The 15,634-nt window shown below is 41.7% G+C and carries 15 protein-coding genes and 1 riboswitch; of the genes, 4 read left to right on the top strand and 11 right to left on the bottom strand.

The features are described 5' to 3' along the window. Positions 1–102: 102 nt before the first annotated feature. Positions 103–264, bottom strand: coding sequence for a DUF7695 domain-containing protein (locus L1N82_RS23645; protein WP_456238737.1), 162 nt, complete (start codon positions 262–264; stop codon positions 103–105). Between the two features lie 904 nt (positions 265–1,168). Between L1N82_RS23645 and L1N82_RS23380 the strand changes: the two genes are divergently transcribed. Further along, positions 1,169–1,615 carry an acetamidase/formamidase family protein gene (locus tag L1N82_RS23380; protein ID WP_328284420.1) on the top strand — a complete coding sequence of 149 codons (447 nt, stop codon included), beginning with the start codon at positions 1,169–1,171 and terminating at the stop codon, positions 1,613–1,615. Between the two features lie 411 nt (positions 1,616–2,026). On the opposite strand, the gene L1N82_RS03995 is transcribed toward L1N82_RS23380, so the two are convergent. After that, positions 2,027–2,764, bottom strand: coding sequence for a hydralysin-2 (locus L1N82_RS03995; protein ID WP_235286058.1), 738 nt, complete (start codon positions 2,762–2,764; stop codon positions 2,027–2,029). A 173-nt stretch (positions 2,765–2,937) separates the two neighbouring features. Here L1N82_RS03995 and L1N82_RS03990 point away from each other — a divergent pair, with 173 nt between their 5' ends. Beyond that, positions 2,938–3,276 (top strand): hypothetical protein, encoded by a 339-nt coding sequence (locus L1N82_RS03990; protein ID WP_235286057.1) that lies wholly within the window; start codon positions 2,938–2,940, stop codon positions 3,274–3,276. A 512-nt stretch (positions 3,277–3,788) separates the two neighbouring features. Here the strand turns inward: L1N82_RS03990 and L1N82_RS03985 are convergent. Next, on the bottom strand, positions 3,789–4,604 hold the full coding sequence (locus L1N82_RS03985; RefSeq protein ID WP_235286055.1) for a MerR family DNA-binding transcriptional regulator: 816 nt from the start codon (positions 4,602–4,604) through the stop codon (positions 3,789–3,791). Positions 4,605–4,703: 99 nt separating this feature from the next. Between L1N82_RS03985 and L1N82_RS03980 the strand changes: the two genes are divergently transcribed. Further along, a complete protein-coding gene (locus L1N82_RS03980; protein ID WP_235286054.1) occupies positions 4,704–5,993 on the top strand; it encodes an alpha/beta hydrolase family protein in 1,290 nt (429 codons plus the stop codon). Positions 5,994–6,103: 110 nt separating this feature from the next. After that, the gene (locus tag L1N82_RS03975) at positions 6,104–6,667 is read left to right on the top strand and encodes a GNAT family N-acetyltransferase (protein ID WP_235286052.1); all 564 of its coding nucleotides are present in this window, start codon (positions 6,104–6,106) and stop codon (positions 6,665–6,667) included. Between the two features lie 68 nt (positions 6,668–6,735). Here the strand turns inward: L1N82_RS03975 and L1N82_RS03970 are convergent, their stop codons facing one another. The 8 genes from L1N82_RS03970 to L1N82_RS03935 form a co-directional block, all read right to left on the bottom strand. Further along, a complete protein-coding gene (locus L1N82_RS03970) occupies positions 6,736–8,799 on the bottom strand; it encodes an HD domain-containing phosphohydrolase (protein WP_235286051.1) in 2,064 nt (687 codons plus the stop codon). After that, a complete protein-coding gene (locus tag L1N82_RS03965; protein WP_235286050.1) occupies positions 8,796–9,329 on the bottom strand; it encodes a DUF5317 domain-containing protein in 534 nt (177 codons plus the stop codon). The genes L1N82_RS03970 and L1N82_RS03965 overlap by 4 nt, the downstream gene beginning before the upstream one ends. Before the next feature lie 268 nt (positions 9,330–9,597). Beyond that, positions 9,598–9,909 carry an STAS domain-containing protein gene (locus L1N82_RS03960; RefSeq protein WP_235286048.1) on the bottom strand — a complete coding sequence of 104 codons (312 nt, stop codon included), beginning with the start codon at positions 9,907–9,909 and terminating at the stop codon, positions 9,598–9,600. 11 nt (positions 9,910–9,920) lie between these two features. Then, positions 9,921–11,984: a flagellar assembly protein A gene (locus L1N82_RS03955; RefSeq protein WP_235286046.1), complete on the bottom strand. Its 2,064-nt coding sequence runs from the start codon at positions 11,982–11,984 to the stop codon at positions 9,921–9,923. An 87-nt stretch (positions 11,985–12,071) separates the two neighbouring features. Continuing rightward, positions 12,072–12,157, bottom strand: a riboswitch (cyclic di-GMP riboswitch). A gap of 91 nt (positions 12,158–12,248) precedes the next feature. Further along, positions 12,249–13,379: a PP2C family protein-serine/threonine phosphatase gene (locus L1N82_RS03950; protein ID WP_235286045.1), complete on the bottom strand. Its 1,131-nt coding sequence runs from the start codon at positions 13,377–13,379 to the stop codon at positions 12,249–12,251. A 221-nt stretch (positions 13,380–13,600) separates the two neighbouring features. Continuing rightward, entirely contained in the window at positions 13,601–14,173 is a 573-nt protein-coding gene (locus L1N82_RS03945; protein ID WP_235286044.1) for a PAS domain-containing protein, read from the bottom strand. A gap of 17 nt (positions 14,174–14,190) precedes the next feature. Then, entirely contained in the window at positions 14,191–15,018 is an 828-nt protein-coding gene (locus tag L1N82_RS03940) for an alpha/beta fold hydrolase (protein WP_235286042.1), read from the bottom strand. A gap of 50 nt (positions 15,019–15,068) precedes the next feature. Beyond that, on the bottom strand, positions 15,069–15,581 hold the full coding sequence (locus L1N82_RS03935; protein WP_235286040.1) for a hypothetical protein: 513 nt from the start codon (positions 15,579–15,581) through the stop codon (positions 15,069–15,071). Positions 15,582–15,634 lie beyond the last annotated feature (53 nt).

Genomic DNA, 15,634 nt, shown 5'->3' with positions numbered 1-15,634 from the left:
GACGCGGTCAAGCAAGCTGGCTGGGTCGACTTGCTTCGTTACTCAACTGTTTTCGCTTTCTCAACCAAGTTATCGTAATCAGACAGTTCTTCATACCAACCTTCAGGGGGGGGGAGACGGGAATCCTCGCTTTAAATAGTCCAAACCACCATCAACCGATACACGCCTACATCTGCAGGCTCGGTAATCATACCTATGTGTTGATTCCAATATATCATTACAGCCTAAGCACCTTATGATGTTACGTTTGATAAATAGAGTCAAAGCATTTCCCCCTTATCTTGTCATGGATAAGTCCGAGATAATTATCCCAAAAGGATATATGAAGTTAAAATATCATCAAGCGCTTGACGCGTGTTTATTACCAGCCCGATGAAACTATCACATTCTCCTTGAATCGAGTGATGTAGTGTGGGGCGTCGCAGCTGTTTTTGATGAGCCGCTACTGGAGTTGCCTACAGAAGAACTTGCAGATCGAGTTGCGTTTGAACTGCAAACGTACGATAGGCGTATTGAATGAGTCAGGAGTGTTGAGGAGGCTAAAAAATTGTGTAGCGACATGAACATACTTGAATTGAAAAGCTTAATTTCACAATAATTGTTTTGGGACAAGAATATACTTGAATAACCTTCTATATACAAAAATAAGCTGCCCAGGTACAAAAATATGCATCCGCATAAATATACATTATATGATAGACAGGATGTAAACAATATATTCGACTAAAGTTGTCGACACCACGGCTCTCGCCCCCAGCTTTCTCCGCCTCCATATCTAATCCATGGTGGTGAAATCCTGCGAATGAGTGAGTATATGTGAGAGAAACCCTTAAAACTGAGGGACGGGCAGGATACTTACAATATCAACTGGATAAAAAAGGGGTTTGTGGTTCTAGGTCAAATTAATTGTCATTGGTTTCTCTCAAATGGAGGCGATTACATTGACAATACATCAGGTTTTTTTAGAGCAGGATTCACTGATTGGTTTTTTTTCAACAGAGGTTGCACCAATTCTAACTATTGAAATGGAGATACAGTTCGTTTTCAGACACTTGACGCTGGGTGGGGATATGAATCCCAAGGAGTTCGTGTTAAGCCTTATCATCGTCCCGAGAAGTCAGGACATGCATTAATTAGTCCCATTATGATAAACGGAGCACGGCGAGGCATGGCTTTGGAAGTAAGAATTAATGACATGTTACCTGGATCCTATGGGTATACATCAGCAGGACACTGGCCTAACTGGCAGAATGTTAATACCAACCTGACTGAATATGAAGAGCTAACATTAGACTGGCAGTTAGATCGTAACTCGATGACCGGCCGATGTACGGTGAATGGCAGAACTTTCTCTGTACAGTTGAAACCATTTATGGGCGTGATGGGCATGCCCCCAGAGGAGGGAGGATTTCATTCAACATTTCCTCCAAGAAACTGCGGTGGTAACATCGACTGTAAGGATCTTACAAAAGGCAGTGTATTATATTTACCTATATCTGTAGATGGTGATTTTTTTGCTGTCGGGGATGGTCACGCTGCTCAAGGCGATGGTGAGGTAGATGGATTACATTTGGATTTCATGAAGATCTCAATGAAGCAACGATTTTGGCGTTAAACGACATGCTTAACTTAATGGGAGAGATGTATGGAGTAAATCGTGTAGAAGCGATGGCTTTAGGAAGTTCTGTTATTGATCTTAGAATTACCCAAATTGTAAATGGGGTCAAAGGAGTACATGCTTGTTTGCCCATGGAGCTTTAAGATGACAAACTTTTAATCAATTTTTGATCATTACGTTATCGGGGAGCGATAGTTGAATGACACCAGCGGCAGTCTAAGACTTTATTTTTCAAGTCTTGGTCTGCCGCTGTTTCTTTTAATGGGCAAGTCTAGAACTTATTTTTCAAAGGCTGACGACTAAAATAGCCCGCGAATCCAAAGCCTCGCGAGCCGTCTTGGGTGACATGTTTCCCATTTACAAAAAAATTCCTACATCCGCTTTTTATACGCCCTCATGGCAAGAGATTCAAAGCGGTTCAGATTCTCCAATTTCAGTCTGTACGTTAAATACGGCAGTATTTTTGACGCTTCCACGAATTTCACCAGAAGTTTTATTTAGAACAGAGCTTGCGTCATTAAACCAAAAGTAATGACCATTTACTCTGGAAGGGAAGTTTGCTCCAAACATTCCTTGTACTTTTATCGGAGAATGGAAATTCATGATTTCTTGCTTCATCGTACCCACCATTGTCACTTTTTTTCTGCTTTTAGGGGGTACACTTACCGTTACAGTAGCTGAAGAAGATCTTTCTACAGATGTTGAACTTGATTGTCCTACTGTGGTTGAGACGGAAAATTCGGCCCCTGATTCAAATACACCTTCAATCGTAAACTTGGAGGAGAGAGTAAGACTGGTTGTAGTCGCAGATGACCAAGATTGCACTTCATTCCAGTTCCCAGTTACAGATAAGGTAATTTCAGCAGGGTCATTACCGTAATTTACAGCATATTCATAACCTACAACGGCTTGCTCTGGCGGTTTTCCGTTCCCTACCTCGTATGTAAAGGGACCGAGTGTCTTATAACAAGGATGGCCATATTGCTCCGTAATAGCAGGATTCACACCCTCAAAATAGGTCTCACTATTAAGCGCAATTCCATCGGGCTTAGATCCGTATAACTTTGTAAACCTTTCTCTTACGCTGTTTGGACTGGAGTCTAATGCGGGCAACTCGGATAAAGATAATTTTTCTAAAATCGGCATTTAAACACTCTCCTACCTTCTAATGGAATACGTTAAAGTGTATGTGCTAAATCTCAAATAATGCATCTAGACCCTTAAATGAATAAGCTATCGGAGAACGATAGCTCAATAAAGGCTGCCGTCTGGATCGGCTCATTTGCGAAAAAAGAAATTACGCCTAAGGAGGCGTGTAATTGGAATCAAAGGTGAAGCAACTCATAAATGTCCTCTTGGATGTAATGGCTAGGGAAGATGAACGTGATGATGCTGCAATCGATTTGGGTAATTTCGAAGGAGACGAAGTTATTCAAGCTTTATGCACGGTCGCTACGGATGTGTCATCTTGTAGCGAAATGGTTAAAGGGAGTTGCGGTGAGTCCCTTGCTTTGATTTGGATTCGAACAGGAGAAATAAATTTTAAATTACTATCGCAACTTGAAGGAACGGCATTGGACGAAGCCATAGGGTTAATCAAGGAAAGACGGACTGATTGGTACCTTGAATTTTATCGTTCAACTAACGAGGAACGATAGCTGAATGAACACCGCGGCAGCCGGCCATTGATCGGCTGCCGTTTTCATTGAACTAACGAGGAACGAAGAAGCTGCCGGCACGATCGGGAGCTTCTTTGCATAACTCAGGATAAATGAGAACGCCGGTGGTGGAATATGTTGGTTAATTCACAGAATCTAAAATAAGAAAGAACGAAACTTAAAAACTGCAGATTTGAGAAAGTCGTATATAATGTATGACATTATATACGCACGCTACTACGGGGGAAAAATCAACAACAACAGGGCGGATAGCCCTGTTTCTTGAGATGTATACATATGTACAAAATACGGATTTTGTGCAAAAGTATTATGTGGTCACAAAAGAAAACGCCAATTTCCCGTACATTGCCCTTTTCCATTGATTTCGCCCATAAATCGTTTTTCAAAAAACAAAACCGTTGGAACTTAATCATCAACGGTTTTTTGTTTTTGTTTGAACCCGCTCAGCAATCGTTTTGCAGTCCAAGCTAGGATTGTTGTTGGGTATATTGTTAAGGATGTAAATAGACTTGTATTTCATGAGATTGGTTATCGAAGTTATCGTAAAGTTCAGATACAAGGATAACTGTAGTTTCTTTCAAGTGAATTTCGTTAAGATACTCCTGCATCTTTTTTATTCTTTCCTTTTTATTATGTTCGTTGTATGTGAGACAAACATATTCCCCTTCTGGAATATAACTAACGACATATTCATTGTTAGACATAAAATTTGTTATATCTCCCTCTGCCATTATCGTCATATATGCTGATGTAAACGACTCTTTACCAAGATTGATAAACTCCGGAATATCAACGAAATAACCACTTTCGAAAGCAAATTCTAATTTAGATTGAGACATGTCTGTCTCAATCTTCCTGCTATTCAACTCAAAGTTAATCACTTCATCACGATCTTTTAACTTTATTATACGTCTCTCACTAATCCTTTTTTGATACGGTTCTTGCTGCTGTACAGCTTTTATACCGTACTCAATGAGTTCTGCAACCTTTGTAAATCTTCTATGTACACTAAGTAATGTATCAATCTGTTTCTCTAGCATGTTTTGATAAGTTCTAACCTTTATTGATATTTCTTGCATATCGCCTGAAACAAGTGTATCTCTCACTTCTTTCAATGGAATGCCAAAAATCTTGGCATACTTGATGATGTCTAAATAGATAAACTGATCAAGACTGTAGTAACGATACCCACTATCTTCGTTGACGTATGAAGGTTTTAATAATCCGATTTTGTCATAATGTCGTAATGCCTGAACTGATACATTATTAATTTTTGCGGTCTCACCAATGGAAAATATGTTTTTCATAAAAACCCCTTTACTCTATACCTGGTATAGACTCTATAGTGTAATTATAAACATTACCGAAGGCATTCTCAATGCCTTTTAAAAAAGGAGATTTGTCACATGAAAAAGTTACTACTATCTACATTAACCGTATCAACACTGCTTGCTGGAGTTAGCATTCCTGCAAGTGCACAGGATCAAAAAAACACAGCTACGGAATTAACAACATATCAGAGCATTCATCTTTCAAAAAACCAACCTATCTCCACAAAGGATGAAAGAGGGTCATTGATCAGCTATAAAAAGGTAAATGATTTAACTACAAAACAAATTAATAAATTAAATCCTGAGAAAAATATAAGACGACTCTTGGCTTATGATGTTTCTCTCTATTCTATTACTTACAAGTCAGTACAAAATGGAAAACCCGTTGTATTATCAGGTCTTGTAACGATTCCTAGTGGTAAAGAAAAACCTTCTTTCTTGCAATACCACCACGGTACAATGCTACCTATTCCAATGCCTGGTGGCGAAGGATCTAATGATGCACCTTCCTTATTCCAAGGACAGGCGGCTACGCCTGATGCTGATTTTGGTGAGACAAGAATGATGATTCTAACTTTTGCATCAAAGGGATATGTCGTGAGTGCTCCAGATTATGCCGGGTATAATGTTTCTAAACATTTGGACCACCCGTATAATATACCAAGCGAACTAGCAAACTATTCAGTAGATATGCTTAGAGCAACAAAAGAACTAACAAAAAAATTAAAAATTATGACGGACAGTAAATTATTCTTGACGGGGTGGTCTGAAGGAGGAGGAGCTGCTTTAGCAACTCATAAAGCTATCGAACAAAAATATTCGAAAGAATTCAATCTTATTGCTACATCCCCATTAGCTGGACCGTATGATTTGCCATCTATGTTCCAAAGCGATACTCTTGATCTTGAAGGCGACGATTTGGGTGAAAATGCTGGTATTTATAATTGGACATTATATAGTTTGCTTAAGTTTAGTAACATCGATGTACCCTTAGAAAAGGTATGGAATTACGAAGTCAAGAGTTCTTTAGATGCACTTAGTCCACCTTCCAGTAAATTAAGCGAAATTATAAACTTACCGTTTTTACAAGAAATCATCATGAATGGTGATAACGAGGAATTGTCTAGTGTCCTTGAACAACTAAACCTTATTAGCGGTTGGACTCCTAAAGCAAAAATCATGTTCCATTCAGGTAAGAACGATGATATCGTACCACATTTCAACACACTAAATGCCTATAATAGGTTTAAAATGGTGGGAGCAGATGTAACCCTGTATGAATATAACGGTGACCACTATACTCCTGACTTAGAATATCTGACAACTACGATTAAGGATTTTGGTAAACTGTCCCGACAAAAGTAACATAATTGAGGAAGTAGCTTTTACTATATAAAGACCTAATCATCCATATCATTAGGTCTTTTTTCTGTAAATTCTATGGAGCGCTACTTTAAAGGAGGTTCATCTTAAGTATGAGGACAGAAACGATAACAAAACACTCAAAAGACTTATTTAGAATTGAAAATTTATACAAAATATCATTTCCGGAAAATGAGCGAATTCCTTTATGGTTTTTATTATGGAGATCAAGAAAAGAATTTGTTGATTTTAATGCCTTTTACGATGATGATGTATTTGTTGGATACGCCTACCTAATCTCGAATAAAAATTTAACATTCGTGTTATATTTGGCTATTTCACCTGAAGTACAATCAAAAGGTTACGGAACAACTATACTGGCTGAAATCAGTCAAAAATACGCAGACAATCGTATCATATTGAATATCGAAGCAATAGATGAATTATCAGACAATAATGAACAACGGCTTAAGCGCAAGAATTTTTATTTGCGAAATGGATATCGAAATGCAAATTTCAAAATTATCGAATATGGGGCGATTTTCGAAGTATTGATTCATGGAAATAAAGTCACTATTGAAGAATATAAAGTATTAATAAAAAAATTTACTGGGGTTCTTATCAATTTCTTTTACAAACCAAAGTTTATAACTAGCATTGTACCGAGTAGAGTATAATTTTACGCACAAACAAATAAGGAGACCTGTTTACCGGCCTCCTTTCCTAAGAATATTGAATTTGAACCTTAACCCGCTGGTTGGTATGAAGAAGCGTTCCCTTGTCCATTCATTAGAGCATTGAACTCTAGAAGAAGAGATGTTCCCTTTGAATACGTGTGTAAGGATACGTGATCTGTTGATGCATGCATAAGCGCAAACCCTTTACCTAGAGATCGCTTGCTGCTGTATCCGGATACCAATACTGTTTTTGGAAGTTCATGTAGAGGAATTCCAGAACCTTGGTCCGTAATCAAGATCTGCATTCGATCCTCTTTGCAATATAAGGATACGCGGCCGCCAACTGCATGCTTGATTAAATTCGTAACGCCCTCAGAAACGGCCAATTTGATATGCATTAATCGCTTGGCATCCTGCTGATCAGGATAATGCTCTGCTACGAAAGTTCGGCTGATGGCCACATCGCCCTTCTCTTTCACTTCCATGGAAGCAATATAAGTTCCAAGCTGTTCTTGTATTTCTTCCCTGGATAAGCAGATGTCTACCTTACTGTTCGATAAGGTTTCAATTACATCCTTGTAAGAACGCATAATATTATTATGAATGGTGTCTCTGTATTGTATCGCAGGCGTGATATCCGACATGATGATACTGACTTCATGGGGTTCGGGATGAAAATGCACCTCAAAGGTTCTGCCATTGTCTTTCATTAATTCGAAGAAATATTGTCTAGTCTCGAATGCACGTGCAGCCAGGAGTTTGATTTCATCTGCCAAGGCAGGCACCGTCAAGCCGGACAGCGCTTCATCTGGTTTGTATCTAATCAGGCTCGTACTTCCAATGAAGCCTCCCCGTTCACTCTCAGCCACTAACTCTTCCTGCTCTTCTGCCTCTTCTGTCTCAACTGTGTACGTGATGCGGCTGCGTAAATACCGTATGTCTTCTATTTCCAGCTGACTGACTAATACAGGATCAAGTACCCTGCCTGATTGCTGCAGCAGCTTTTGATAGGCTGCTTCATCCGAAACAGGCTCCGCCAATACATAGTCGAGTTGATTGCACAGCGCGATAATCCTTGATTCTATAGGAATCTCCTTGCCTTTTAGGCCTGATGGGTAACCTTTACCATCAAAGCGTTCATGATGATAACGAATCCAGTCGGCAACCTTCTTATTCCCAGTGATATGCAGGATGGTCTCAGCACCCTTTTCACTATGAGACTGGTATTCTTTTTCCTCAGAGAGCGATAAGGCTCCTCGTTTCGTAAGTATATGCGGGGGGATTTGCACTTTTCCGATATCATGCAGGATGGCTGACATGACAAGCTCATTTTTGCCGCTGCCTTTATAACCCGTTTTATCTATTACATACTCGGCGAACACGCCTAGCCTCGAGCCATGTCCGTGAGAGGGTTTGGCCTGTCTGACTTCACATAGCCTAATAAACTCTTCTGACGCCCGCTTCCGAAGCTGAGCCTGATGCAGATAGGCCCTTGAGAAGAAAATAATCAGCGTTAAAAACATAGCCGTATAGATCGTCTCAAATACCAGTTGACGTGTCTCGAGATGATGAATAAAATGCGGCACGACCGTCGTACACAAAATTAGCGGGACGATCAGCTCTTTAAGCTTAAAATGAATATTCTCAAAATATTTGGCTCCCGCAACCGAGGTGAAAATTCCTGCAAGCAGAAGTATATTCACAATCTCGAAGGTCAAAGCTCCAACTGCAGATGTAATATACATCGAAGCACCGCTTAGATGGTTTATCACAGACGATGTTACGGATATACATACGGTATACATGCCAATCGTACACGACATACGAAAGTATGGAATACGACGCAGCTTCCAACCGGAGGTTTTCAAATAATAAAAGAATGTACTGAATACAATTCCAAAGTAAGCCGTTTCGAGACCATATGCCAAAAGAAGAATCAAAAAACCTGTGACACCACCACTATATTCATCACCGCTGGGTAGTCTAACCGGAAACAGGTCCAGTAAAATGATGAGCATAAATATGGGCAACGCTTGCACAATATGGACGTGATTAATGTCTTGGAGAATGTAAACACAAGAAGCTAGAGCCAATAAACACAGCAGCCACGTATACCCATTTTTCTCTTTCATATCACAGTTACTCTCCATTTAGTAATGCGGACAATGTAAATAATTAATCCAGCCCCAATGACCAAATCACCGGGACTTAATACATAGTTGGTTCCAATTGGGGTAAAGAAAGGGATCCAGTCCCCTAACCATTGAATATGCTGGGAATCCATATGCTGATGACGCGAAGCGGACGAATAATCACTCAAATGTTCAAGATCTGCAATCTGCAGCGCTTTATAAGATACAGGCATTTTACCGCCATTAAAGAGCAAGGCAGCCAAATTAAGCGAGCATCCGGCCAGCACGAGCTTAATGCCGGGCTTCCCCCTATTTATCATGAGTGACAGGACAAGAACAATAAAAGCGGCTTCGAGTACATAAGGCAGTGATTCTCCCGTGGCAGCTGTATAATAAGCAAGCGCTATTTGAATACCGAGTCCAATGAAAAGTAAATAGGATGCTCTGAATTCAATATGCTGCAGCGTTGTGATTGGATTATTTCCTTTCAAAGCAGCAATCAGAAAACCGATTATGAGAAAATAGAACATGACATCACATCCCAACCGGTTAAATAGCGGGATCGGACAGAGGTCCGATCCCATGATCTATTCAGATAATTAGTTCCAAGGTCTTTGAATAATTGTAGCCAGCGCCAATGCTGCAACAACAGCCACACCATAAACAACACGCAGAACACGATATTTCATAGCTTTCACCTCCTCTCCAAGCTGTATGGCACAAAGATGTTGAGGATGCCAGTATGTTATCTTCCCTAAGGGGAATCAGCTTCACCGCTCAAACTGCTTCATTCTGCTGTTACAAAAACGTGTCCTTGCCCAGTATTTCATCTATCTGCAGGAGTTCGAATACTTCCATCACTTCAGGACGGATCCGTTCAATACGTACGGTCTTCCCCGCCTCCTGCAATTCGTTTACGAGCTTGATAATAAGCCCGATACCCGATGAATCAACAAAATAAATTTGTTCAAAATCAAAGATGATCGTTGAATAGCCTGACACAACCGGCTGAATACCATCCTCGAACACTTCACTAGCATCAATATCGATGTCACCCTCACAACTAAGGGTGACCATATCTTCCTTCGTATCCAATTGATACGTGAACATCCCAACCACTCCTAACGAATTATGATCTCGCCGTCTGAATTTAAACGGACATGAACCCTGCTGCTGTCTTCAATGAACTTATGTGTTCGCTTACCCAGCTGGACTACCGTCCCTTCCAGCACCTTGTCGATCCGGATGCTGGCTTGCTCGGGTACATGAAGCTTAGTTGTTGCATGGCCCGCCGCTCCCGCTTCCCTGATAATAATTCCCTTCTGGGCAAAGTAAACTCCACCCTTTACAAACCCGTAGACCTCCAGCGTACCCTGGCAGAAAATCATACTATTGTAGCAGCCTTTGCCAATACTGATATCTCCCCCGGAGTATATTTGGCTGTTGTGTGCATAATCAAACTTTGTAAAAACATGATTTTGCAGCGGTGGCTCGACTAATGAGTAGAAGTACTCTGTCTTGGTCATAAAAAGGCGCAAGTCTTCCGGTGTACGAAAATGGCTCTTGATCTGATTCAGAAATCCGCTATATATTTCCTTGCCATACAGATGCCACTCTTCATCCAGGTATGAACGATTCGCTTCTATCTTGGTCGTCAGCTGTTCAAGCGCATCCGCGAGTGTCTTGAATTTCCCTCTGAGCAGAACGTTCAACAAAGGCCGAAGTCCCGAAGTTTTGAAATCGTTCATTTTAAAAGCGGCGGCTTGGCCAATCTGTTCAATAGCAGCGCTCAATATTGCAATTTTGGCAGTGATTTCTTTCAGCAGCGGCTCCATCTCGGCATACAGCAGGTTCCCTTTACCAACGGTTATCTTGCTCGAAATAATATTAGCTTTCACGATTAGTGACTGAGAAGCAACAACATTGGCCATATTCACATTACCCCGAATCGTCACGCTGCCGCTTGACTCCACCTTCATACTGTCCTGTACTGACCCGGTAACTTCAATATCACCAAGAAAATGAAGATTGCCGCTTTCTAATGTGACATCACCTCTATGCAGAAGCTTCGGGATGATGGATACCCTTACTCTTAACCCCTGCTGGTGGAATTGCGGCATTCCTGCCCTGGTAGCTACAACCTGGCTGCCGCTATCAGTCCACGTGGTGCCATATCCCTCGATCCAGACAATGTCATGAACCGGCAATGGTTCTACTGGCTCTCCTTTGACATTGCTGCCTGCTTGTCCCGGAACCCGTGGAATGATGAACCCTAGGATCTGGCCTTCCTCTACAGCCGGAAACTCCTTAATTTCTCTGTAATCGATCGTGCCGTCTTCACGCTTTTTGGGTTGAACCGTACGAGCCATCGTATCGAAGCTCATCTCAAATCGGCCGTTCTCGCCTTTCACCGGTTCAACACCCTTGGCAACCACATAGCTTCCGGGCTCCTTGGCTTTGCACGCTTCTTGTATCGCCTCGGGGATAATGCCGCATGTAACACCCATGTCGGCCAGTTTGTTGTGTATCTCTTCTTCATTAATCTGCAGAACTTCCACACACTCTTCTACTTCCAGCAGCAGGTGAGTGCTTGGAATCGAATCCTTCAGACGGCGCTCTAATCTGGATCCAGGCTTTACTTCTAAGACGGCTTTCATATCAGCATCAATCAGATCTATACGCCAATCAGGCTCTTTAATATCTTCTTCTAGTGAAACCTCAATCTTGTCCTGCTCCGTCAAGATAACCGTCTTTTCAATTGGTATTCCGTTCTTCTTCAGCCGGGCGAAGCCGACTGGACTTATCAAAGGATAATTGTTAGGGGATGTTTTCGCAAAAATCTGGCCATCCTTGACCCACGCTTTTCCTTCATGCTCCGTATTACCACTAATGTTCTCCGGTTTAATACGACTTTGTTCCTGGACTGACAGGTCGGTTTCTGCAAGATGTTCTATATAATCATTGATTGATAGTGCCGGTTGCAGCACAGCGGCCTGCTCCGTCTTAACCGGGTGTAAAACAGTGATACGAACAACGGCTGGTTTTGACTTTAATCCAAACAATGCCTTGGATTCGGATTCAATAATTTCTATGTTTGCGCTTTCTTTGGAAATACCTAACAAGACTAATCCTAGATCAACAGCCTCAAGCACCGTTTTCCCCTTGGATACAACACTACGTTCCATCGCTTCACCCTCTTTCTGCTTTAATATCAAATAAGTTCCAAATTTAGATGACAAAAAGACCATCCGAAAAGGATGGTCTATTATCCTTTCGGCAACCCGGCTGCCTTATTCTTAGAAACTTAGGCCCGTGGCTTTGCGTCCCCAACTTTCGTATGGGTTTGCCTTTTTCGATTCTTAGATAGTTCTAACTAACTATCATTTGAGTCGATTATACCACGTATTCGACATTTTTCAACATAAATAAAAATATATTCTTCCAATGTTCTAGGTGAGCTCAATTGAAATGATACATACATCATCCGCATTGTTTTGTGCCAGTTTTTCGATTTCTAACAGGAAGTCATCATTTGGCAGTGAACGGACTTTTGAGACATAGGCTCTAAGATGCTCAATACCTTTTTTAATTGATAAACCAGGAGTCTCGACCAATCCGTCAGTATATAATACAATTTTCGCGGGCTTTTTTATCGTAAACGTTTTCTTAGTAGAGTTGATTTCTTTCTTTACCCCAATCGGAATCGTTGTCCCCTTCAGATAGAAGCTTTGGTCATCTCCTTCTAATACGATTGCCGGAGGGTGACCCGCATTAAAAAAGTGAACTTTGTTATCGGCATTGTCGATAAGAAGATATATCGCTGTGAAGTAAACGGTATGTTTGCTATTTTTGAAAAGGTGTAAAATTTGTTTGTTCAGCTCTGCACAGACCAGATCTGGTTCAACCAGGCGGCAGACAATTTCCTCCAGCATCGAACGGACGGACATGCTGATCAGCGCGGATGAAAGGCCGTGCCCGGATACATCGATCAGCAGGACTCCATAACGGTTCTGATCTATTCTTGTCCAGTAGAACATATCCCCTGATACCTCATCTGACTGAATATACTTTCCATTCACCTGTATACCCGGTTCTGCTATGGGAGAGCTCAACACGCTTTTCTGCAAATGCTTAGCAAGCCGAAGCTCCTTATGCATCCGATTTTCCCTGTTTTTACGAATATCCATCTCTCTTTTGAGTCGAATAGCTGAATTCACCCGGGCCAGAAGTTCATATTGTGGGCTGCCTCGTTCTATAAAATCCATTCCGCCTGCGTTGAAGGCTTCTTTAAGTAAATCTGTACTGCCGGTAAGGAAAATAATCGGGAGGTCGGAATAAATCGCGTATTCTTTAATCCTTTTGCAAGCTTCGATACCATCCATCTCAGGCATCAAAATGTCCAATAGGATCAAATCAATAGCGGCCGGCCGCCGGGGTGCCGAGTCATCTTCAATTCCAAGGATTCCGAAAGCTTCATGAGCAGAATTAGCAGTTTTAATGTTGTTATAACCAGCATTAATTAATACATCTCTTATATATGCAAGATTGAAGCTGGAGTCATCGACAATTAGTATGCTCATAATTGTTTCACCTCTTGGTCAGTTAACTATATATTCGACATCTTTCGCCATAGATTGAATAGTTCTTTTTACCCTGTTTTAATATTCGTATAATTATCATCGTCCGTTTGTCGGCTGCTCTGTTCAAGGTGTGCTTATGTATCACTTATCAGGGCATAAAAAAACCATTACCTTTGCTGCTGCAAAAATAATGGCTTCATTACGTATAAAACCCTAACTCTTTAATCTTCATCGGCAGAATTCTCTTCGCTGTTCTTTAATCGGGCCAGTTCAACGCGAATAGACTCAAGTTCAAGCTTCTTTTGCAATAGATTATTATCGTACTCTTCAATCTGGGCTTCAAGCCTGGCTGCAATTTGTTGTTTGTTCACTATGGAAGCCTGCAGCAGCTCCAGCTTGTAATTCGCTTTGGCCGCCGCATTCTCCGCCTTGTTGATTTGCTGTTCATATTCCATCTGCCTACGAATCGGAAAAAGCACACATTCATAACGCATATCACCGTCTATCTCGCAGCGGACCGCATTCAGCAGTACAGGCAGCTTGTCGCCAGTGCTGCTCTGCAAAGTCAAGAACATTTCGTCTACCCTGCTATTAAGTGTTGAGAGCGGTGTGAAATAAATATTAAAGAATATCCGGCTGGGATTGGTAAGCATCAGGTTAAACGGTTGTCCCATCAGCAAGGTCGGTTCTCTGTAGCCCAATAAGGCCAGCAAAGTCGTGTTCACTTCCGCTATATTCAGGCTCTCCGTTAAGGAGACAAAGCCGCAAGGAGCGCTATTCAACCTTTCATCCATAGAACATCCACCTGTCATTATGTCGGATCGATCGCTGTTATAGGTTCTAAATATGTCTGAATAATCTTGATTGTTTCCTCTGGATGACTGAGATGCGGGCAATGTCCGGTTGCTTGCATAAGCTGATACGTACTGCCTGGAAGCTGTCTATGCACATATTCTCCTACCTCAAGAGGAGCTATAATGTCACCTTGACACTGCATAATGAGTGACGGCACCTGTACCTTCTTAAGCTCTTCGCGAGTATCTGAGAAGAAGGTCGCCACTGCAAACCGCCGGGCAATATCCGGATTAATGGAACAGAAGCTCTCTTCCAGCTCTTCGGCGAGTGCGGGACGATCCGGATTCTGCATAACCGCCCCTGCCAGATAGTTAGCCCAGCCAGTAAAGTTCTTGTCCAGCAGCTCAATAAGCCCTTCAAGGTCTTCTTTCGTAAAGCCGCCGTAATAATCGGGCGGATCATTCACATAGCAAGGAGACGGACCGAGCATAACCAAATGAGCAAAGCGCTCGGGATTACGGTTTGCCGCCAGCATGCCAATCGTAGCACCAACAGAATGTCCAACCAGTATGGCATCCCGGGCGTCAATGGCTTCGCAAATATCGAGCAAATCCTCTGCATAACCCAATAAATTCCCATATCGCTCCGGATCATAAGCCTGGTGCTCTGATTTACCGGTACCTACATAATCGAATAATACCACCTTATAGTTATCTTCAAACGCTGGTGCGACCAGCCGCCACATACTTTGATTGCAGCCGAACCCGGGTGCGAAGATGATAGGCCGTTCGCCCCGTCCATACACATTCACATGGTTTCGTTTAAAAACGTCAATCGTATCCATATTTGAATTCTCCTTAATGAGATAAGCTGATTGCCAGGCTGTGATAAAAATTACAACCTTATGGAGCCATTATAACATAATAACACGTCTGCCTTCTTGAAGTTATACCCTCTAATCGCTATTCCATAACTTTTTTTGGATATGAATTCTGAATTATTGGCACAAAAATAACCGTCCGGTGAACCGGACGGTGTAAAGCTCCAAGCCCATGGTGTATTTGCAGCATCCGCACGGCCATTGTCACCTCTGAACGTACCATAACTGGCCCAAAGACCAAGCGACATGTCATTGCGCAGCGGCCAAAGGGAGGTTTCAAGCGGTACAAGTCCCATATTCATGCGCTTGGATTCAACAAAATCCGAAATCATGGCATCCCAGTTATTAACGCCAGGCTGCAGGACAAGTCCAATTTTGCTATCATCACAAGTTAGATGGATAACGGCAGGATTAACAATATATCCACGGAACGCTAATTCTGCGATAATAGAAATACGTGGAACTAAATTTTTACCCTGACTGCAGGGACTGTTACCTTTAAGGTCATGAATATATTCATTAACCACAACTGAAGTTTACATAATAATAGTTATGTATTCTCTTCCCGCCTTATATTAAG

The organism is Paenibacillus tarimensis (genome assembly GCF_021532315.1).
In the GTDB taxonomy this organism is placed as follows: domain Bacteria; phylum Bacillota; class Bacilli; order Paenibacillales; family Paenibacillaceae; genus Paenibacillus_I; species Paenibacillus_I tarimensis.
This window is presented reverse-complemented; position numbering and strand designations above follow the sequence as displayed.